This window comes from Streptomyces sp. NPDC004609, assembly GCF_042873655.1.
Taxonomy (GTDB): domain Bacteria; phylum Actinomycetota; class Actinomycetes; order Streptomycetales; family Streptomycetaceae; genus Streptomyces.
This window is the reverse complement of the sequence record NZ_JBIALS010000014.1, coordinates 52,674-73,228: the sequence shown is the minus strand read 5'-3', so window position 1 is coordinate 73,228 and position 20,555 is coordinate 52,674. Positions and strand designations below refer to the sequence as shown.

General features: G+C 72.9%; 18 protein-coding genes and 1 tRNA gene. 16 read left to right on the top strand and 3 right to left on the bottom strand.

Annotation, left to right across the window (positions count from 1 at the left end; all coding sequences use genetic code 11):
* Nucleotides 1-355: 355 nt before the first annotated feature.
* The 4 genes from ACFYT4_RS16190 to ACFYT4_RS16175 all read left to right on the top strand — a co-directional run bounded on the left by ACFYT4_RS16190 (nt 356) and on the right by ACFYT4_RS16175 (nt 3,310).
* Nucleotides 356-1,255 carry an endonuclease/exonuclease/phosphatase family protein gene (locus tag ACFYT4_RS16190; RefSeq protein ID WP_389268954.1) on the top strand — a complete coding sequence of 300 codons (900 nt, stop codon included), beginning with the start codon at nt 356-358 and terminating at the stop codon, nt 1,253-1,255.
* Between the two features lie 383 nt (nt 1,256-1,638).
* Nucleotides 1,639-1,854 (top strand): hypothetical protein, encoded by a 216-nt coding sequence (locus ACFYT4_RS16185; RefSeq protein ID WP_389268792.1) that lies wholly within the window; start codon nt 1,639-1,641, stop codon nt 1,852-1,854.
* 11 nt (nt 1,855-1,865) lie between these two features.
* On the top strand, nt 1,866-2,195 hold the full coding sequence (locus tag ACFYT4_RS16180; RefSeq protein ID WP_389268790.1) for a hypothetical protein: 330 nt from the start codon (nt 1,866-1,868) through the stop codon (nt 2,193-2,195).
* Nucleotides 2,192-3,310, top strand: a complete 1,119-nt coding sequence (locus ACFYT4_RS16175) for a M20 family metallopeptidase (RefSeq protein ID WP_389268788.1) — start codon at nt 2,192-2,194, stop codon at nt 3,308-3,310. Before ACFYT4_RS16180 ends, ACFYT4_RS16175 begins: the two co-directional genes overlap by 4 nt.
* Before the next feature lie 490 nt (nt 3,311-3,800).
* Here the strand turns inward: ACFYT4_RS16175 and ACFYT4_RS16170 are convergent, their stop codons facing one another.
* A complete protein-coding gene (locus tag ACFYT4_RS16170) occupies nt 3,801-4,562 on the bottom strand; it encodes a TetR/AcrR family transcriptional regulator (RefSeq protein WP_389268786.1) in 762 nt (253 codons plus the stop codon).
* Nucleotides 4,563-4,758: 196 nt separating this feature from the next.
* Here ACFYT4_RS16170 and ACFYT4_RS16165 point away from each other — a divergent pair, with 196 nt between their 5' ends.
* The 10 genes from ACFYT4_RS16165 (at nt 4,759) to ACFYT4_RS16120 (ending at nt 15,589) form a co-directional block, all read left to right on the top strand.
* Nucleotides 4,759-6,480, top strand: a complete 1,722-nt coding sequence (locus tag ACFYT4_RS16165; RefSeq protein WP_389268784.1) for a peptide ABC transporter substrate-binding protein — start codon at nt 4,759-4,761, stop codon at nt 6,478-6,480.
* Between the two features lie 65 nt (nt 6,481-6,545).
* A complete protein-coding gene (locus tag ACFYT4_RS16160) occupies nt 6,546-7,514 on the top strand; it encodes an ABC transporter permease (protein WP_389268782.1) in 969 nt (322 codons plus the stop codon).
* Nucleotides 7,511-8,458 carry an ABC transporter permease gene (locus ACFYT4_RS16155; RefSeq protein ID WP_389268780.1) on the top strand — a complete coding sequence of 316 codons (948 nt, stop codon included), beginning with the start codon at nt 7,511-7,513 and terminating at the stop codon, nt 8,456-8,458. The genes ACFYT4_RS16160 and ACFYT4_RS16155 overlap by 4 nt, the downstream gene beginning before the upstream one ends.
* Nucleotides 8,458-9,489, top strand: a complete 1,032-nt coding sequence (locus ACFYT4_RS16150; RefSeq protein WP_389268778.1) for an ABC transporter ATP-binding protein — start codon at nt 8,458-8,460, stop codon at nt 9,487-9,489. The genes ACFYT4_RS16155 and ACFYT4_RS16150 overlap by 1 nt, the downstream gene beginning before the upstream one ends.
* A complete protein-coding gene (locus ACFYT4_RS16145; protein WP_389268776.1) occupies nt 9,486-10,502 on the top strand; it encodes an ABC transporter ATP-binding protein in 1,017 nt (338 codons plus the stop codon). The genes ACFYT4_RS16150 and ACFYT4_RS16145 overlap by 4 nt, the downstream gene beginning before the upstream one ends.
* Before the next feature lie 59 nt (nt 10,503-10,561).
* Entirely contained in the window at nt 10,562-12,427 is a 1,866-nt protein-coding gene (locus ACFYT4_RS16140) for a S9 family peptidase (protein ID WP_389268774.1), read from the top strand.
* A 154-nt stretch (nt 12,428-12,581) separates the two neighbouring features.
* Entirely contained in the window at nt 12,582-12,983 is a 402-nt protein-coding gene (locus tag ACFYT4_RS16135; RefSeq protein ID WP_389268772.1) for a hypothetical protein, read from the top strand.
* Nucleotides 12,984-13,050: 67 nt separating this feature from the next.
* Nucleotides 13,051-13,314, top strand: a complete 264-nt coding sequence (locus tag ACFYT4_RS16130; RefSeq protein WP_389268968.1) for a hypothetical protein — start codon at nt 13,051-13,053, stop codon at nt 13,312-13,314.
* 303 nt (nt 13,315-13,617) lie between these two features.
* Nucleotides 13,618-14,337 carry a dienelactone hydrolase family protein gene (locus tag ACFYT4_RS16125; RefSeq protein ID WP_389268770.1) on the top strand — a complete coding sequence of 240 codons (720 nt, stop codon included), beginning with the start codon at nt 13,618-13,620 and terminating at the stop codon, nt 14,335-14,337.
* Between the two features lie 490 nt (nt 14,338-14,827).
* Complete coding sequence (locus ACFYT4_RS16120) at nt 14,828-15,589, top strand: class I SAM-dependent methyltransferase (protein WP_389268952.1); 762 nt, start codon at nt 14,828-14,830, stop codon at nt 15,587-15,589.
* A gap of 64 nt (nt 15,590-15,653) precedes the next feature.
* Here ACFYT4_RS16120 and ACFYT4_RS16115 read toward each other — a convergent pair.
* Both ACFYT4_RS16115 and ACFYT4_RS16110 read right to left on the bottom strand, forming a co-directional pair.
* A tRNA-Leu gene (locus tag ACFYT4_RS16115) sits at nt 15,654-15,738 on the bottom strand.
* Between the two features lie 134 nt (nt 15,739-15,872).
* Nucleotides 15,873-17,339: a PucR family transcriptional regulator ligand-binding domain-containing protein gene (locus tag ACFYT4_RS16110; RefSeq protein WP_389268768.1), complete on the bottom strand. Its 1,467-nt coding sequence runs from the start codon at nt 17,337-17,339 to the stop codon at nt 15,873-15,875.
* Between the two features lie 136 nt (nt 17,340-17,475).
* Here ACFYT4_RS16110 and ACFYT4_RS16105 point away from each other — a divergent pair, with 136 nt between their 5' ends.
* Together ACFYT4_RS16105 and ACFYT4_RS16100 are read left to right on the top strand one after the other, a co-directional pair.
* Nucleotides 17,476-19,089, top strand: coding sequence for an aldehyde dehydrogenase family protein (locus ACFYT4_RS16105; RefSeq protein WP_389268766.1), 1,614 nt, complete (start codon nt 17,476-17,478; stop codon nt 19,087-19,089).
* Entirely contained in the window at nt 19,086-20,249 is a 1,164-nt protein-coding gene (locus tag ACFYT4_RS16100) for a CaiB/BaiF CoA transferase family protein (protein ID WP_389268764.1), read from the top strand. The genes ACFYT4_RS16105 and ACFYT4_RS16100 overlap by 4 nt, the downstream gene beginning before the upstream one ends.
* Nucleotides 20,250-20,555 lie beyond the last annotated feature (306 nt).

Sequence of the window (20,555 nt, the reverse complement as noted above, 5' to 3'; positions counted from 1 at the left end):
GAGACTGCGGGGTGACGGACACCGGCATGGAGCGCGAGCTGACGTGAAGCGGGCGGGGTGCGGTGCGGCGACGGGTGTACGAGCCACGAGGGCTCTGCGGTCCGCGCTCGGCCGCGGGCGCCCTGGGCGGGAGGCCCCCGAGAACCCCGAGAACCCGGACAACCCCGACAACCGCGAGGACCGCCGGGACCGGGAAGCTCGGCGGGGCCGGGAAGACCGCCGGGACCCGGAGGACCTGAAGGACCGCGAGGACCGCCGGGACCGGGAAGAACGGCGGGACCCGGAGGGCCGGGAACGGGCGGCCGGGGAGAGGCCGAGGGGCCGGAAGCGGTCGGGCCGCGGCTGGACCGGCGTCCTGGTGACCCTGGCGCTGTCGGTGGCCTGTCTGCTGGTCTTCCCCGCGGCCGTCCCGAACTCGATCGGCCGGCTGGGCAGTCTGCTGGAGACCTTCCTGCCGTGGCTCGGCCTGGCCGTTCCGGCTCTGGCCGCCCTGGCGCTGTGGCGCCGCTCGCCGGCCGGTCTGGGCGCCACCCTGGTCCCCGCGGTGGCCTGGGCCGTTCTCTTCGGCGGGACGCTGTTCGCGCGGGCCGAGGACTCCCCGTACGATCTGACGGCACTTCAGCACAACGTCAGCGATGTGAACCCGGACCCCGTGGGCACGGCGACGTCCCTGCTCGGGGCGGACGCCGAGCTCGTGGCCCTGGAGGAGCTGACCCCCTCCGCGCTGCCCGCCTACCGGAGGACCCTGGGTCCGCGCTACCCGTACCACGCGGTCACGGGCACGGTCGGGCTCTGGTCGGCGTACCCGCTCACGGACGTCCGTCCGGTGGACATCAGGCCGGCGGGGGTTCCCGACGGCTGGCTGCGCGGTCTGCGCGCGACGGCGGCGACACCGTACGGCGAGGTGGCCGTGTACGTGGCCCATCTGCCCTCGGTCCGGCTGGGGGTGACGGGCTTCGGCGCCGCCCGGCGGGACGAGAGCGCCGCCCTCCTCGGCGCGGCGATCGCCGCGGAGCCGCTGGAGAAGGTGATCCTCCTCGGCGACCTCAACGGCACGACGGACGACCGCGGGCTGGACCCGGTCGCCGCACGGCTGGACTTCCCGGAGTCGGGCTTCGCCTTCAGCTGGCCCGCGCGTGTGCCCCTGGCGAGGATCGACCAGGTCATGGCCCGGTCGGCGACGGTGACGCACATCCGGGCGCTGTCCGGGACGGGCAGCGACCATCTGCCGGTCGCCGCGCGCATCCGGTTCTGAGGCGGCCGCCCGGCCCGGTCGCGCACGCGAGCCGCCGGGCCCGGGTCGTACGGGAGCCGCCCGGCCCGCGGTGGCCGGTCCTGCGGAGGGGCCCGCGGTGTCCGGCCCCCCGCGCGGCCGACCCCGGGGCATCCGGCCCCGGGATCTCCCCCGGCGGGCGCGGTACCGGAAACGCCGCTGAGCCACGCCCGTGCCGCCGCGACGTCCGGGAACGCCCAATCCCCCTGATCCGTAAGGCCGTTACCGACGCCACGGCCCCGCCCGGCACACCACCTGGCACACCGCCCGGCCGCTCGCCGCCCGCGGCGTCCGGGGCACCTCTGGAGAATCCTGTTGTCAATGCCATAGACTATCTTCCTGGACAGAGAGGGAGGGGAATCCACGTGCGCGTTCACCGGATCGCCGCCATTGCGGGCGACGGCATCGGGCGGGAGACCCTGCCCGCCGCCGCCCGTGTCCCCGACGCCCTTGCCGGGCCCCACGGCTTCACGCTGGACTGGACCGAACACCCCTGGGGCGACGTCGGCGGGGCGCTCACGACGAACGAGGTGTGCGAGGCCCTGATCGAGGTGCTGGCGGCCCCGGCGGCCGGATCGTGAACCCGCGCGCCATGGCCCGGTACGCGCGCTGTTTCGCCGGCCCGGAGGCGGTGCGTGCCTCGTGCGCCGACTACCGGGCCGCCGCCGGGATCGATCTGGAGCACGACGCGTACGACCGTGGCCGGGGCCATGCCGTCGACGCGCCCCTCCTCGCGTTGTGGGGGACGCGGAGCTTTGCGGGCCGGCACGTCGACGTGGCCGGTGTCCGGCGGGCGTACGCGCGGGATGTCACCGCGGTGCCCGTCCACGCCGACCACTACCCGGCGCAGGAGTCGCCCGGGGACGTGGTCCGGGCTCTCGCGTCCTTCTGCTGGACATCCGATGTGGAAGGAACACCATGACAGACACAGCAGAGCTGGACCTGGACCGGTCGCTGGACCGGCTGGGACGGCTGGTGGCGACGGAGTCGCCCTCGGGGCATGTGCCGGGACTGGAGGGCTGCTACGAGCTGCTGACCGAGTGGACCCGGGACCTCCTCGCGGCGCCGCGGCGGGTCGTCGAGGACGGCGTACCGCATCTGTACTGGGAGGAGAGGGCGCCCGCCCCCGGCGGGCGGACCGTGCTGCTGCTCGGGCACGCGGACACGGTGTGGCCCTGCGGGACGATCGACGACTGGCCGTACGGGATCGACGGCGACCGGGTGACCGGACCCGGGGTGTTCGACATGAAGGCCGGGCTGGTCCTGGCCGTGGACGCGCTGGCGCTCGCCGGGGACGTGGACCATGTGCGGATGCTCGTCACCGGGGACGAGGAGCGCGGGTCGCTCACCTCCCGGGGCCTGGTGGAGGAGGCGGCGAAGGGCTGCGCCGCGGTGCTGGTCCTGGAGCCCAGCCTGGACGGAGCCGTGAAGACGGCCCGCAAGGGCGGCGCCTTCTACCGGCTGAACGTCAAGGGGCACGCGGCGCACTCCGGGCTCGAACCGGAGCTGGGTGTGAACGCGCTGGTGGAGCTGGCGCATCAGGTGCTGGCCATCGCGGCGCTCGGTGACGAGGAGCTGGGCACGTCCGTGACCCCGACCGTCGCCGGGGCGGGCACCACGACCAACACGGTTCCGGCGCACGCGTCGGTCGACGTGGACGTACGGGCGTGGCACCGGCGCGAACTGGAGCGGGTGGAAAGGGACCTGCGGCGGCTGCGGTCCCGGGTGCCCGGTACGGAGTTCACGCTGACGGGGGGTGTCAACCGGCTGCCCCTGGAGCACGCGATGTCGGCGGAGCTGTTCGGCACGGCACGGCGGCTGGCCGAGGCGGGCGGGCTGCCGGCGCTCGGCGAGGCGGCGGTCGGCGGCGCGTCCGACGGCAACTTCACCGCGGCGATGGGGATACCCACGCTGGACGGCCTCGGTCCGCGCGGCGACGGTGCGCACGCGCGGCACGAGTGGGTCGACGCGGGGTCCCTGCGGGGGCGGGCGGCGCTGGTCGCGGGTCTCATCCAAGCGGTCGGCACGGGGACCTGACGGGCCCCACCGGCGCGCGTGGTCTCCCCGGGGGCGCCTCCGGTCTTCTCCGGGCCGTGGCCCCGGGGCCCCCGGTGGGGGCGCGGCGAAATCCGGGCCCGGTGGTGCGTTCGGCCCCGGGCCGGGCCTTCCGGGGCTCCGCCCCGGACCCCGCCTCAATCGCCGGCGAGGCTGTAGTTTCCCCCTCGGCCGACCTTCACGGCGGGGCCCGCAAACCCCGTGCCGGCCATGGAGTCTCAGAGCCAGTCGCGCCAGCCTTCCAGGCGCGGGCACACCGGCCCAGTCCCGCCAACGGTCGAGGCGCGGGCACAGCACCCCAAGCCCCGCCAACGGTCCAGGCGCGGGCACAGCAGCCCAAGCCCCGCCGGCGATTGAGGCGCGGGGGTTCGGGGGCAGCGCCCCCGACAAGGGCCGCCACCCACCCCCGCGCACCACAGTGCCGGGACCGACGCAATGAGCCGGATACCGCCCCGGGACAAGCGGGGAGGCGTCAGGGGACCGGGTCGGTACCGGACTCGGGTGCCCGGTTGGCAGCGGCATGGGACTCCACCGCGTCGAGGAACAGTTCGACGACGAAGTCGAAGACACGGGGGTCACCGATGCCGGTGAGATGGTCGGACATCGAGGCGATACGGGGGTACTCCTCCGGCGCGAGCCGGCGGTACTCCAGCTGCCAGGCCAGCGCGTCGCGGTCGCGCGCCTCGGGCTCAAGGGCCTGGAATCCGGCCTCCATGCTGGAGAGGGAACGGACGACGTTGCCGTAGACGCGCAGGAACATCGCGGCCTGGTCCTTCGCGAGCCCGGCCCGCAGCAGGGCGTCGAGCGCGAACTCCACGTTCGCGAACTCCGTGGGGCGGCGGGTCGTGCGCGCGGCCATCTGGAGCGCGAACTGCGGGTAGCGCAGATAGTGCTCGTGAATGTGGTGGGCGAGGGAGCGCAGATCGTCGCGCCAGGAGTCGGTGGCCTTGTAGTGCCCGCCGTACGAGCGCGACCTCAGATTGTCGATCAGTTCGAGAACCAGCTCGTCCTTGTCGCGGAAGTGCCGGTAGATCGAGGTCGGATGGGCTTCCAGTTCCTTGCCGAGCGCCTGGAAGGTGAGACCGTCGAGGCCGTCACGCGTGGCGATCGTCTCGGCCGCGTTCAGGATGACCTCGCGGCTGAGGCTGTCTCGGGCCCGCCGCCTGCGCCGGCGTTCCGGGGTGGGGGTCTTGGACTCTGGACGGGATCTTCCGTCCTGGCTCGGGGTGTTCATGAAGGTCCTTCCTGGACACCGTGCGGACAGTCGCGCGGAGCTGGACCGACCCTGCCGGAACCGCAGCCTGAGCGCAAGTCAACGATATTGACTACAAGCTTGTCGAAACACCTTGCTAACTGGTTGCACCCTCCATACGATGAGGTCGCGTCGCGCCCCGACGGGCTGCGCGAGAGTGAGTGAAGGGTCGTACGTGATGAACCATCCCCAGAACAGCCGCAGACGACTGTCCCGCAGACCCGGGCGCCGCCCGGCCGGGGCCGCCGTCGCCGCCCTGTCGGTCCTCGCGGCCGGGTGCACATCGTCCGCCGGCGAAACCCCGGCGACGGGCGCCGGAACCGCCGCCCCGGCCGTCCCCGCCAAGCAGGGCGGCAGCCTGGTCATCGGCGCGGAGGCGGAGCCGGACTGCGCGGACTGGATCGCCACCTGCTCGGGCTCCGTCTGGGGCACCTTCCTGATGCAGACGACCACCATGCCGAAGGTGTTCGACGTCAGGAAGCGGGGCGCCGACTGGGTTCCCGTCGCCTCGGATCTGATGACGGGCGAGCCCACCGTCACCGACGGGGCCCAGCAGAAGATCACCTACAAGCTCGACCCCAAGGCGGTGTGGTCGGACGGCAAGCCCATCACCTCGGCGGATCTGAAGTACACCGCACTCCAGATCCGCGACGGCAAGGACATCTTCGACAAGACCGGCTACGACCGGATCACCTCGGTCGAGACACCGGATCCGCAGACCGCCGTCGTCACCCTCAAGTCCCGGTTCGCGGGCTGGAAGACGCTGTTCAGCTCCGCGTACGGAGTGCTGCCCCGCCATCTTCTGGAGGGCAAGGACCGGCACGCCCTGATGAAGGACGGATACACCTTCAGCGGCGGCCCCTTCAAGATCAAGGAGTGGAAGAAGGGTACCTCCGTCACCCTGGTGCCCAACGACCGCTACTGGGGCAAGCGGCCCAAGCTGGACAAGGTGACCTTCCAGTTCACCGCCGACACGGCCTCCGCGTTCCAGGCGTTCAAGAGCGGTCAGCTGGACGCGCTCTACCCCACGCCCCAGCTCGATGTGATCGAGCAGATCAAGAACGGCCTCGGCGGCGCGCGCTCGCAGATCGACCCGCAGTCGGGCAACCTCGAAGCGCTGTGGATGAACAACGACCGGTTCCCGTTCGACTCGCCGGACGTCCGCAAGGCGATCGCCTACTCGGTGGACCGCGCCGCGATCGTCAAGAAGCTCTACGGCCCGCTGGGCGTGGAGAAGCCGGCCCAGAGCTTCCTCTCCCCCATCGTCTCCCGCTACGCCGCGTCCGATTTCTCCGTGTACACACCGGATCTGAAGCGTGTGGACAGCATCATGAGCGGCGCGGGCTGGAAGAAGAACGGCGACGGTGTCTGGGCCAAGGACGGCCGTCCCGCGCAGTTCACCATCGTCTCCCTGGCCGGCAACAAGCGCCGTGAACTCATGGAGCAGATCCTGCAGCTGCAGCTGAAGCAGGCCGGGTTCCGGATGACCATCAAGAACACCAGCGCGGCCACGCTCTTCGGCAAGCAGGCCCCGGCCGGCGACTTCGACCTCGGTCTGTGGACGCTCGTCGACTACTTCCCGGACCCGGCGCTCAGCAACAGCTTCAGCACCACCTCGATCCCGGACGCCAAGAACGGCAACTCGGGCATCAACTTCACCCGCACCCGGGTGGACGGCCTGGACCAGCTGCTCAACCGGGTGGACACCGAGCTGGACGACGGCGCCCGCAAGGACGCCTCGCTCCAGGCGGAGAAGCTCTTCGCGAAGGACGTGCCGTCGCTCCCCATCGGCGCCGTGCCGAACATCCTGCTGTGGAACAAGAACGTCGGCGGCCCGATCAGCATCAACCCGGGCGAGGGGCCGTGGTGGAACCTGGAGGAATGGGGTCTGGCCCAGTGACACGCCGAACACGGCAGCCCGGCCTCCATGGGCCCGCCGGCAGCGACCACGGCTAGGGACGGAACATGTTCGTATTCGTCCTGCGACGGCTGCTCTACTCGGTGCCGGTCGTCGCCCTCGCCTCGTTCGTCCTCTTCTGGACGGTCCGCTCCACCTTCGACCCGCTCGCCAAGCTCCGCCAGGGGCGCGACCCGGGCGCGGTGGAGCGGGAAGTGGCCCGGCTCGGTCTGGACCGGCCCGTCGTCGAGCAGTACGCGCTCTGGATGAAGGCCTTCGTCACCGGGGACTGGGGCACCAGCACCAGGACCGGCGGCGATGTCCGCGCGATGATCGGATCGTCGCTCGGGACCACCCTTCAACTGATCTTCTGGGGCGTGCTGTTCGCGACGGTCCTGGCCCTCGGCATCGGTGTGTACTCGGCCGTCCGGCAGTACTCCGCCGGCGATCACCTGCTGACCGGACTGTCCTACCTCGGTATCGCGATGCCGACGTTCTGGCTCGGTCTGCTGCTCATCCAGCTGCTGGCCATGTGGCCGCGCGAGCAGTTCGGGCTCGCCGAGACACCCCTGTTCTTCGTGGGTCTGCACTCACCGGGACAGAGCGGATTCGGCATGGACTATCTGCGCCATCTCGCCCTGCCCGTCCTGACACTGACGATCAGTCTGATCGCGAGCTGGTCGCGGTTCAGCCGCACCGCCATGCTGGAGGCGCTGTCCAGCGACTACGTACGCACGGCACGCGCCAAGGGAGTGCCCTCCCGGCAGATCTTCTTCCGGCACGCCCTGCGGAACTCGCTGGCGCCGTTCGTCACGGTCGTCGCGCTCGACGCGGCCCTCCTCTTCGGGGGCCTGGTCGTGACGGAGCAGATCTACGCGATCCCGGGCATGGGCCGGCTGTTCCTGGACTCGATGCTGGCGGGCGATGTCTTCGTACTGGTCCCGTGGATGCTGGTCGTGGCGCTGGCCATGGTGCTGTTCAATCTCGCGGCGGACCTCGGGTACGCGCTGCTGGACCCGAGGGTGGTGCTGCGATGAAACTCTCACGCGAAAGCCGCGGAAGCCGCGACGGCGCGGGCGGGACCGGGGAGAAGGCCGCGCAGGCCCCGGCGGCCGCCGAGGGCGCCGTGTCCCCGGACAAGAGCCAGCGGCGGATCATCGCTGAAAGGTTTCTGCGCCATAAGCTCGCCGTCGTCGGGATGGCCGTCCTGCTGGTGCTTTCGGTGTGCAGCTTCGGCGCCGGCCTGATCGCCCCCTATCCGCGCAACGCCCAGAACATCCTGCTCGGCCCGGTGCCCCCGTCGTCGGCGCACTGGCTCGGCACCGACGAACTGGGCCGGGACTACCTCAGCGAAGTCCTGTACGCCGGACAGGTCTCGCTCGCCGTCGGGCTGTGCGTCGCCGTGCTGTCCACCGCGATCGGCACCGTCGTCGGAGCCGTCGCCGGGTTCGCGGGCGGCTGGGCCGAAGAAGTGATCATGCGGGTGACCGATCTGTTCCTCATCGTGCCCGCCATCGCCGTCCTGGCGCTGGCCCTGGAGGCGCTCGGCCCCTCGCCCGTCACGATCGTCCTGGTCCTGACGGGACTGGGCTGGACCGTGATCGCCCGGGTGGTGCGCTCCCAGGTGCTCAGCCTGCGGGAGAAGGAGTTCGTCGAGGCGGCGAGGGTCATCGGCGCGTCGAGGACCCGGATCGTGCTGCGGCACCTTCTGCCGAACCTGGTGGGTGTGATCGCGGTCAACGTGTCCCTCGCCGTGGCGGCCGCGATCATCCTGGAGTCCACGCTCAGCTTCCTCGGGTTCGGCGTCCAGCCGCCCCAGTCGAGCTGGGGCAACATGCTCACCCAGGCCGCGGGGATGATCGGCACCTCCAAGGGCTATCTGCTGTACGCGCCGGGCGCGGCGATCCTGCTCACGGTGCTCGCCGTGAACTTCGTGGGAGACGGACTGCGCGACGCCTTCGACCCCCAGGGGAGGAAGTGATGACAACCGTCTCCCCGGACACGGACTCCGCCACGCGGGAACCCGCGGCGGAGCTGCTCTCCGTCCGTGATCTGACGGTCCGCTACCGGACCGACTCCGGCATGGTGACGGCCGTGGAGGGCCTGTCGTTCTCCATGGCCGAGGGCCGCACCCTGGGCATCGTCGGCGAGTCGGGCTCGGGCAAGAGCGCCGCCTCCATGGCGATCATGGGGCTGCTGCCCAAGTCCGCCCAGGTGTCCGGCTCGATCCGGTTCCGCGGGCAGGAGCTGCTCGGCCTGCCCGACCAGCGGCTGCGGGAGATCCGCGGCCGGCGGATCGCGGTCATCTTCCAGGACGCGCTCGCCGCGCTGAACCCCATGATGAGCGTCGGCGCGCAGATCGCCGAGGCCGTACGGGTCCACGACCCGGCCATGGACCGGGCGGCGCTCACCGAGCGGGCCGCCGAACTGCTCGACGTCGTGGGCATCCCCTCGCCGCGCACCCGGCTCGGCCAGTATCCGCACGAGTTCTCCGGCGGTATGCGCCAGCGCGTGATGATCGCCATGGGCATCGCCAACGAGCCCGACGTCCTCATCGCGGACGAGCCCACCACCGCCCTGGACGTGACCGTCCAGGCACAGGTGCTCGATGTCATCCAGCGGGTGCAGGAGCGCACCGCCACCTCGGTCATGCTCATCACCCACGACCTGGGTGTCGTGGCCGGCATCGCCGACCGGGTCCTCGTCATGTACGCGGGACGCAAGCTGGAGGAGGGCCCCGTCGAGCCCGTCTTCTACCAGCCGTCGCACCCCTACACCCGCGGGCTCCTGGCCGCTCTCCCCCGTATCGACCGGCGCACCCGCCGGCTCGCGCAGATCCCGGGGCGGCCCCCGCTGCCGGGTGAGCGGCCCACGGGCTGCCCGTTCCAGCCGCGCTGCCCCCATGCGGTGCCGGCCGAGTGCGGTGTCGCGGACGCGGCGCCGCTCGACATGGGGGACGACCACACCACGGCCTGCGTACGGGTGCACCGGATCGAAGGGAAGGGCCGATGAGCACGTCAGCTGTGGACGCCGGGAACCGGGTGGAGACCCCGGCGGTGGACGTCAGCGGTCTGGTGGCCGAGTACCGGGTCCGCCGGCGGCCCGGCAGGGCGGGCGGGAGGGTCCAGGCCGTCTCGGGCGTCGACCTGTCGATCGGGCGCGGCAGAACGCTGGGCCTGGTCGGCGAGACCGGCTGCGGCAAGAGCACCCTCGGGCGCTGCCTCGTACGGCTGGTGACCCCGGCGGCCGGCCGGGTAACCGTCAACGGGACGGACACGGCGACCGCCGGACGCACGGCGGTCGCCGGGCTGCGGCGGCAGATCCAGCTCGTCTTCCAGGACCCGTACTCCTCGCTGAACCCCCGGATGAGCGTCCGGTCGATCCTCGCCGAGCCGCTGGTCATCCACGGGCTGCACGGCGGGCGCCGGGAGGAGCGGGTCCGTGAACTCCTCGAACTGGTCGGGCTCAACCCCGACCACGCGGGCCGCTTCCCGCACCAGTTCTCCGGCGGGCAGCGGCAGCGGATCGGCATCGCCCGGGCACTGGCCGTCGAGCCGGACATCCTCGTCCTCGACGAGCCCGTGAGCGCCCTGGACGTCAGTGTGCAGGCGGGCGTGCTCAATCTGCTGGAGGACCTCCAGGAGGAGTTCGGGCTCACCTATCTCTTCATCGCCCACGATCTGTCGGTGGTCCGGCAGATCAGCGACGAGGTGGCGGTCATGTACCTCGGCCGGATCGTCGAGCACGGCCCGGCGGAGAGCCTGTACGAGTCGCCGCACCACCCCTACACCCAGGCGCTGCTGTCCGCCGTGCCGGTCCCCGACCCGCGGGCCGAGCGCGCCCGTGAGCGCATCGTGCTCCTCGGGGAGGCGCCGAGCCCGCTCGCACCGCCCTCGGGCTGCCGGTTCCGCACCCGCTGCTGGAAGGCACAGGACATCTGCGCCGCCGAGGCACCGCCGCAGGCGGACCTGGGCGGCGGGCACCGGACCGCCTGTCACTTCCCGGAGCCCCGGTCGGTGACATGAGAGCCCGCCCGGCCGCCGCGGTGGCCCCCGCAGATCACGGAAAGCAAGGAGAAACAGCGATGCCCCCGACCTGGCACCGGTATTTCTCGGCGCGTCAGTGTGTCTCCACACGGCGCGGCCGAGGTACGGAAGCCGACCTCGAACTGATGGTGGTCGACGCCCCCGACGGGGACGCCCTGGCCGTGTGGGACGTGGACAGGGACGACGTACGCCCCCTGAAAGGGGAGTTCGGCGCCGCGTACGACGCGGTACTGACCGCGGACGGCCAGTCGGTGCTGAGCCTGCGGGACGACAACGGCTCGGAGATGGGCCATGTCTGGTCGATCCCCGGGGACGGCGGCCCGGCGGTCGATCTGACGCCCGCTCTGCCGCCGTACACCCTGCGGGGTGTCGATGTGGCCCGCACCGGCACCCGGGCCGTCCTCACCGCGGCGGCGGACGACGGGTTCGCCCTCTGGCTCGTCGACACCACCGGGGCCGGGCGGCCCCGGCGGCTCCTCTTCTCGTCCGCCGAGGCGTGGAACGGCCTGATCTCGGCCGACGGACTGCTGGCCTCCGTCGACACCACCGACCACAACCCGGGGCTGCGGCGCTTCGCGGTGACCGTCGTCGACACCGGCACCGGACACGTCACGGCCTCGCTCTCCGACGGTCCCGAGGGCCCGGTCCGCGCGGTACGGTTCTCGCCGGTCGCCGGGGACGGCCGGCTGCTGGTCTCCACGGAACGGTCCGGGTTCGCCCGGCCCTGTGTGTGGAACCCGGCCGACGGCAGCCGTATCGACGCCGACGCGCCCGGACTGGCCGGGGACCTGGTGCCGCTCGACTGGTCCGACGACGCGTCACGGGTCCTTGCGGTGCACGTCGACGCGGGTGTGCACCGGGTCATGGAGTTCGACGTCACCACGGGTGAGCTGTCCCGGGTGGAGCACCCGGAGGGCTCGTTCTTCGAACCGGACATCGCCACGGCGCATCTGAACGTCTGGGCCTCGCACTACGGCGCGGACGGCCGGGTCAGACTGCTGCACCAGCGTTTCGACCGGCCGCTGTCGGTGCTGGCCGTGGACCGGGAGACCGGCGGGATCCGTCCCTCCCGACAGGCACCGGAACAGGTGCCCGGGACCCGGGTGGTCTCCCGGACCGTCCGCTCCGCCGACGGCACCCCGGTGCAGCTGTGGGTGGGGCGGCCCGATGGGGCACGGGAGCCCGTACCGCTGGTGCTGTCTCTGCACGGCGGGCCGCAGATGGTCACCGTCGACCGCTACGACCCCTCGGCCCAGGGGTGGCTCGACTCCGGTGTGGCGTACGCCTCGCTGAACTACCGGGGCTCGGTCACCTTCGGCCGGCGCTTCCGGGAGGGCTTCATCGGCGCGGTCGGCGACCGTGAGATCGAGGACATCGAGGCCGCCGTCGACGTGCTGGTCGCGGAGGGTGTCGCCGATCCGGGGCAGATCTTCGTCACCGGCCACTCCTACGGCGGTTTCCTGTCCCTGCTGTCGCTCGGCAGGCTCCCCGGGCTGTTCGCCGGGGCGTTCGCCCATGTCCCGATGGCCGACTGGGGAGGCGGATACGCGGACATGAACCCGGCGCTGCGCAGCGCGGGGCGCATGTTCTTCGGCGGCACCCGGGAGGAGAAGCCCGAGGTGTACCGGCGGGCCTCACCGATCACGTACGTCACGCAGGTGCGCGCCCCGGTGTGGATCAGCCATGGCACGCACGACTCCCGGACCCCGCCGGCCCAGGTCCTCGCCTATGCGCGGGCGCTGGAGGCGGCCGGCGGGGATGTGACCCTCGACTGGTACAGCGGGGGCCACGAGGGAAGCGGCGGGGACAAGTCCCTCGCCGACCACCAGCGCATGCTCGACCTGGTGCGCGCGGCGGGCCGCGGGGAGCGGTGGGCCACGGGACCGGTGCGGCCGCCCGCGTAACACGAACGGCCGTGGGGCGGGTGGCGTGTCCCCGCCCCACGGCGTCCCTTGACGCCCTGTGACCGGCTTCGCGACTGGTGGGCGCATGGTGAGGTGTCGCGTATTCGCCAACGGCATCCGCGTAGGTCGTGACTGTGTGTCGGGGCTCTGCGGCATGATGATCGCCGTGAATACCGAGATACTCGTCGACGTCTGGCAGCGCTTTCTCACCGACCCCGGCAAGTCGTGGGTGCTGTTCGAACACGGCACCTGTGTGGTGCTTACCGCTCCCGATGGAAACCTTGCCGAACAGGCCACCGAGATCCTCAGGAAGTTCGGCCCTGTGCATGCAGGCTCTCCTGCAGGAGACTTCGGGGTGATCGACGTCAAGGACGCCGACGGCTGGGTGGTCACCGGTCACCACCAGGACGTCCTTACTTATGTCGCGCCCAACGAGCCCAGTGGTCAAGAGAACTTGGCTGTCGGGATGTGCGGACGTTCCAAGCGCCACCGGGATGGCACCGAACTGCGCGTCGTCCACGTCGAGGACCGGCGTGGCCCCGCGGGTCCTACGTAAGGACGTGGCTGGTCCTCATCGTCGGTGATCGCCGGGGGCATACCGGCTCCAGGTTCCGCCGACTTCCGTGACGAGACGCATGGTGGTCTTCTGGTGGTGGCCGAGGGCCCGGGCAACGACGGGGGCGGATGAACCGGCAGCCACCGTGGAGGAGTCCCGCCACAAGCCGGCCCGGGACGTGTGCCACGGCAAGCGCGGCACCACCCTGGGGGATCAGCACGAGCCCGGCCGGAGCGGCATGGGCTTCGAGCCGGTCCCGGCCGCGCCCGAAGTGCCGTGGTACTCGGACCACTTACTCTCCGGCGGCTCGTACACCAATCGGTCGCCGTAGCACTTCGGATCTCCCGCGAACCCCGACATGCGCCGCAGTGCCCCACCGCCCAGCCGGCCGGGACAGCTCGCCCTCAAGGCGCTCCACTCGGGAAGCCGCGATGCGCCCCCAACCACGAAGCCTCCGCGAAAACCCGTTGGGCGGACCACGGCGACCACTGCTAACCTTCCACAGGCCGTGCGAGAGAACGAGGAGGTGGTACCCGTGAACGCAGTATCGACATGGGTGCTCCCCTCCGGGGTCACGGTCGGGCGATAGGTCGTCCGGGAGCGCCGTTCACGAGCACTCCCGAAAGGCACGACCATGCAATTCACTTCCGAGCAGCGCCTCGACGACGGCCTCCTCGAACGCGAATTCACCCTCGGCGAGATCCCCGGCACCCTGTGGACGCCTGAATCCGCACCGGCCCCGCTGATCCTGATGGCCCACAACAACGGCCTGCCCAAGGCGCAATCCCGGCTGGTGGCCCGGGCCCGGCAAACCGCGGCGTACGGCTACGCGGTGGCCGCCATCGACGCCACCGGGTGCGGTGACCGGCCCCGTTCCGCCGCCGACGAGCAGGCCCGCGCCGATCTCCACCGGGCGGTGCAGGCCGGCGAGCCGGTCGACGAGATCTTCGAGTCCTTCATCGGCCCGCTGGTCGAAAAGGCGGTCCCGGACTGGCAGACCACCCTGGACGCCCTCCTTTCGCTGCCCGAGATCGGCGGCCCGGTCGGGTACTCGGGGTGGACCGCCGTCGGCATTCGGCTTGCAGTGGTCGAGCCGCGCATCGCGGCCGCCGGTTTCTTCGCCGGGGGTTACGTGCCCCACGCCCAGCGCGAGGAGGCCCGGCAGGTCACCATTCCGCTGCTGTTCCTGCTGCAGTGGGACGACGAAGGGAACCCCCGGCAGCGGGCCCTGGACCTGTTCGACGCCTTCGGCACCAAGGAGAAGACGCTGCACGCCAATCTGGGCGGGCACACCGGCACCCCGTGGTTCGAGGTGGAGGACGGGGCCCGGTTCTTCGACCGGCACCTGAAGTGAGGCCGGGCCGCCGGGCCGACAGCAGACGGTAGGCGTGTCGGCCAGGACGGCGCCGTCGAGGACGGGTCCCGGCCCTCCTCGATGAGCGGTGGCCGGCAGATGCACAACCGCCCCGATCTCGGCGGTACCGGCCATCGCCGGTACCGTCCGGTCGGGGCGGCGCCCGCTCGCGCCCGTGGCACCCGGGGTGCCGGACGGCCCGGTTCCCGAGCGGGTCGACGGAGCCGGTCCGGGCCGTCCCACCGCTCGGCCGTGTCCCGGAGTTCGACCGGGCGCCCACCGCCGACCGGGCGTCCGCCGTACGAGGTCGTCGGGGCGCCCGTATCCGTGGGCACGCTCCGCTCCGGCCGTGGCATCATCAGCACCGCCGGGCGGGGATCTCAGAGGAGGGCGGTGGGCGGACATGACTGCCGACTGGGTGTGGGACGACACCTTGTTCTCGGGTGCGGCCGTCCACTACTAGCGCGGGAGGCTCCCCTACGCCCCCGGGCTGGCGGACGATCTCGCCGGGGCACTGGGTCTCGACGGCCGAGGGCGCCTCCTCGACGTGGGATGCGGACCGGGCACCCTGGCCCTGCTGCTGGCGCACTTGTTCGGTGAGGTCGTCGGGGTGGACCCGGACGGCGGGATGATCGCCGAGGCCCGGCGCCGAGCCGGGGAAACGGGAGTGGCGGGAAAGACCACATGGGTGCGGGCCCGGGCCGAGGATCTGCCCGCGGGCCTCGGCACGTTCACCGTGGCGGCCTTCGGCCAGTCCTTCCACTGGATGGACCGCGACCTGGTGGCGACGACGGTGAAGTCCATGCTGCGGCCCGGCGGGGCGCTGGCACACATCTCGAACCTGAAGACGGAGGCCCGGTCCGCCGAGGGTCTGCCGCACCCGGCAGTGCCCTACGCCGCGATCGGTGAGCTGGTCGGTCGGTACCTGGGCCCGGTACGGCGTGCGGGCCGGGGCGTACTGCCGGACGGGACACCCGGCGACGAGGCCGCGGTGTTCGCCCGCGCGGGTCTCTGCGGCCCGGAGCGTCTCGTCGTGCCCGGCGGGCAGGCGCTGGAACGCCCCTCCGACGCCGTGGTCTCCTGGGTGTTCTCGATGTCGTCCTCGGCACCGCACCTCTTCGGAACCCGCCGGGCCGGCTTCGAGTCGGACCTTCGCCGGCTGCTGCGGAAATCCTCCGCGTCGGGCCTGTTCTCCGAGCTCCTGCCCAGCACGGAGATCTTCATCTGGCGGACGGACCCGGCCGAGCGATGACCGGCCTTTTGTCCCGGCAGCCCGGAAAAGCAGAAGACCCCAGATGAACTGGGGTCTTCGCCGGTGTCCGAGGGGGGACTTGAACCCCCACGCCCGATAAAGGGCACTAGCACCTCAAGCTAGCGCGTCTGCCATTCCGCCACCCGGACCAGGTGTCTGTCGGCCTCGGGTCTCCCCGCGGCGACATGGACAACAATACCAGGGCTCGGGAGTCCCCCTCACCTGTATATCCCGTGGTCAGTGGGGTACCGCCGGGGCGTCGGCGGCGGGGCGGCGGGGCACGTCAGGCCAGGCCCCTCTCGCGCAGCGCCAGCCAGGTGCGGCTCGCCGTGTCGGGGTCGTCGAGGTCCGCGTCCAGCAGCCGGGCGGCGGTCGTCATGCGGTGTCGCAGGGTGTTGCGGTGGACACCGAGGTCGGCGGCGGCGCGCTCCCAGTGGCCCCGGTGGCGCAGATAGGCGGCGACCGCGCCGACCAGGTCGGTGCGGGTGTAGCCCAGGATCGGGTCCAGCGACGGGGCGGCGGGCGCGCCGTGGGCGGCCAGGTCACGCAGGGTGCCCGGCGGGAGGGAGGCCAGGGTGCGGCCGAGCGCCGGGAGCTGCCGGTGGAGTTCGGCCACGGAGGCCGGGGGGCCGAGGACGGCTCTGGCCCCGGGCAGCCGTTCCCCGGTCAGCCGCCGCACCGCGGCCCGGACCGCCGCTGAGTCGTCCGGCCCGGTCAGGGCCCAGACCTCGTCCGGTTCGGCCACGGCCAGGAGCTGGCGTCCCCCGCCGGCGGCCACCGGTTCGAGCAGGTCGAGCACGTCGTCGACGCCGCCGGTGAGCCCGGCCACGGCGAGCAGCCGGACCCGGGGGGCGATCGCGGGCAGGCCGAGGTCCGCGCCCAGGGACCGGGCGGCGTCGAGGTGGCCGCTCAGCAGCAGCCGGGCCACGCAGGACCGCGCGGTACGCGCTTCCGTGATGCCCCGCCGCCGCTGCTCGCCCCGCAGGGCCAGCAGTGCGCACGCGGTCAGGACGAGCTGCCGGTCGGGGGCCTTCATGGGGCGGGGGCAGCCGGTGGCGACGAAGCCGTTCAGCGGCCCGCGTCCGGTCAGCGGATGGAGGACGACGTCGTCGGCCCCCAGCGGAAAGGTCGCCGAGGAGTGCGGGCCCGCCATCCGCAGCCGGGCGACCTCCGCCGCGATCCGCCGGGCGCTCGCACGGTGCTCGCGCGGCCAGACCGCCACGACCTCGCCCTGGGGGGTGAGCTGGGCGGCCCAGCCCTCCACCGCGTCGGCGAGGGTGCGCACCACGGCGCGGACGGGGTCCGGCCCGGCCGCCGAGCGGACCAGTTCGCGGTGGGCGCCGAGGGCCGCGCTGAGTTCCTCCTGCCCGGCGGCGGCGGTCAGTGACCAGTAGGTGCGCGCGACGGTGAGGAAGGGGGTGGGGGCGGGGACGGCGAGCAGCGGCAGCCCGGCGGACTCGCACGCACGCAGGAGGGTCTCGGGAACGGTGGCGTGCACCGGCCCGAGGCCGATGCCGAGCGCGGTGACGCCGTGGGCCGCCAGCCGGGCGGTGTACGCCCGGACCTGTGCCGTCTGGCCGGTGAGTCCCATCCCGGTGGTGAGCAGCAGTTCCCCGCCGGCGAGATAGGGCGTCGGGTCGGTCAGCTCGCTCACATGGACGCCGGTGACCTCGGCCGGGGGCGCGGCGGTGGGGCTGACGGGTTCGAGGTCGGCGCCCAGCAGGCGTACGAGGTCGTCGAGCGCGGGCACGGGCTCTCCCGGGGTCGGATGTTGTGCGGTTCGCACAGGGTCCGGTGATTATCGGTTGGAACGTCCAAGGATTTCCAGGCCCGCCGCGCATAGCTTCGGATCACCAGCGACCCCGCCCCACGGAAGGACGTCCCGGATGTCCCCTGCTGCTGTCCCCCCTCCCGAGGCACACCACGGCGCCGGGCCGGATGCCGAAGTGAGCCGTACGCCCGAGCCGAACCGCGCCACCGAGGTGAGCCGTGATCCGCGGACCGGCGCCGCCACCCCCGGGCCGCCCGCCACCACCCCGGCGGAACTGTCCGCCGCCCTCGCCGCGGCCGCCCGGGACGCCGATCGGTTCGCCGCCACCGCCCCGGCCGTACGGGCGGGGCTGCTCGCCGCCGTCGCCGACGCCCTGGAGGAGCACACCGGGGAGCTGGCCGCGCTCGCGGACGCCGAGACCGCCCTCGGCCCGGAGCGGCTGCGCGGCGAGGTGGGACGCGCGGCGGCGCAGCTGCGCTTCTACGGGACGGTCGCCACGGAGGGCGGCTGGCTCGGCGTACGCATCGACGGTCCGGGCACGACCGGCTCGGGCGAACTGCGCAGGATGAACCGGCCGCTGGGCCCGGTCGCGGTCTTCGGCGCGAGCAATTTCCCGTTCGCGTTCGGCGTCGCCGGGCACGACACCGCGTCCGCGCTGGCCGCCGGGTGTCCGGTACTGGTCAAGGCGCACCCCGCCCATCCGCTGCTGAGCCGGCGTCTGGGCGATCTGGTGTCCGCCGCACTGCACGCCGCCGGGGCGCCCGAGGGCGCGTTCTCCCTGGTCACGGGCTTCGACGCGGGGCTCGCCCTGGTGGACGCGCCCGAGGTGGCGGCCGTGGCGTTCACCGGCTCGCAGAGCGGCGGCACGGCACTGGTCGAACGCGCGGCGCGCCGCCTGGTGCCCGTGCCCGTCTTCGCCGAGATGGGGACCGTCAACCCCGTGGTGCTCACCCCGGCGGCCGCGGGGGACCGCGGCGGACTCGCCGGGGCGGCCGAGGGCTTCACCGGGTCGTTCACCCTCGGGCAGGGGCAGTTCTGCACCAAACCGGGTCTGCTGCTGGCTCCCGCGGGCAGCGGCGCCGCGGACGCCGTCGCGGGCGCGCTGAAGGAGGTGGCGCCCGGTGTGCTGCTCACCGAGTCCATCGCGGCCGCCTACCGGCAGGGTGTGGCCGATCTGGTGGCGGCGGGGGCCTCTCCGGTCGCCTCCGTACCGGCGCTCACCAGGGGGTTCGCCGCCGAGCCGACCGTCCTGACGGTGCCCGCGCGGGCACTGCGGCCCGGCTCGCGGCTGCTGGCGGAGTGTTTCGGCCCGGTGGCACTGGTCGTGGAGTACGGGAGCGGGGCGCAGCTGCGCGAGATCCTCGCCGCGCTGCAGCCGTCCCTGGCCGCCGCGGTGATCTCCGCCGGTCCGGCCGATCCCGAGCTGCCGTGGCTGGTGGAGCACCTGGCGCGGAGGTCCGGGCGCGTGGTCGTCGACGGCTGGCCGACCGGTGTGGCGACGTCCTGGGCCCAGCAGCACGGCGGTCCCTGGCCCGCGACCAGCAGGCCCGAGGCCACGAGTGTCGGGGCGTCGGCCCTCGACCGCTTCACCCGTCCGGTCGCCTACCAGGGCGTGCCACAGGCCGCGCTGCCCGTGGCGCTGCGCGACGGCAACCCGTGGGGTGTGGTGAGGCGGCTGGACGGTGTGCCGACACCGGCGGCGGCCGGCACGGCGGGAGGCCGGGGATGAGCGGGCCGCTGGAGGGGGTGCTGGTCGCGGACTTCAGCCGGGTGCTGGCCGGGCCCCTGTGCACCATGACGCTGGCGGACCTGGGCGCCCGTGTCGTCAAGGTGGAGCGGCCCGGCTCCGGCGACGACACCCGCTCGTGGGGGCCGCCGTGGTCGGCGTCGTCCAGTACGTACTTCGAGAGCGTCAACCGTTCCAAGCTGGGTGTCGCCCTGGATCTGGCCGACGGCGCCGATCTCGCCCTGGCCCGGGAACTGGCCCGTCGCGCCGATGTCGTCGTGGAGAACTTCCGCACGGGCTCGCTGGACCGGCTCGGCCTCGGCTACGAGCAGGTCGCCGCCGTCAACCCGGGGGTCGTGTACTGCTCGGTGACCGGTTTCGGCAGTGGCGCGGGGGCCGGGCTGCTGGGGTACGACTTCGTCGTCCAGGCGGTCGGCGGTCTGATGAGCATCACCGGTGAGCCGGACGGCGACCCGGCGAAGGCCGGTGTGGCCCTCGTCGACGTGCTGACCGGCAAGGACGCCGCGATCGGGGTGCTGGCCGCGCTGGCGGACCGGGCGCGGACCGGGCGCGGCTGCCGGGTGGAGGTCAATCTGCTCTCCAGCCTGCTGGGCTCCCTGGTCAACCAGGCCCAGAGCACTCTGGAGACCGGTCGTCCGCCGGGGCGGATGGGCAACCGGCATCCGTCCATCGCCCCGTACGAGACCCTGCGCTGCCGTGACGGGCTGCTGGCGGTGGCCTGCGGCAACGACGGCCAGTTCGCCAGGCTGGCCGCGGTGCTCGGCGTACCGGAGCTGGCGGAGGACGGGCGATTCGCCACCAACGCCGCCCGGGTCGGCCACCGTGAGGAGCTGGTGGCCGCGCTGGAGGAACGCCTCCTGGGCGACGACGCCGCCCGGTGGCAGGCGCGGCTCACCGCGGCGGCCGTGCCGGCGGGCCGGGTCGGCACCGTCGCCGACGGCTTGGCGCTGGCCGAGGACCTGGGGCTGTCGCCCACCGTCGCCCCGGCGGGGGGCGGCACACCGGCGCCGAGGCATCCGGTGACGTACTCCACCGGGCTGGTGCGCGGGGCCGAACCGCCGCCGGGGCTGGATGAGCACGGGGACGCGGTACGCGCCTGGCTCGCGGGCCCCGGCACCGGCCCCCTTCCCACCGCCGGCTGACTCACGGAGGCCGCCCGTCCGCGCCACCGGCCCACCCGGTTCCACCGGGTCGGTCCCACGGCCGCCCGCCGCCGGACACCGTCGGCCCGGCCCGGTCGGCGGATGTCCCGTCCGGGACCGGCCCGGACCACGGGCCGGCAGTCGTCGGCGCAGGCCCCGGGGCGCCGTGCCCGTACCGCCGGGCTCAGGCCCCCCGACCTCCCGTCCCCGAACCACCGGCTTCCCCGAACCACCGACCTCACCACTCCCCACGTCCCCGACCTCCGACGAACCGTTCGGATCCGCACGCGAAAGGCAGGACGCCCC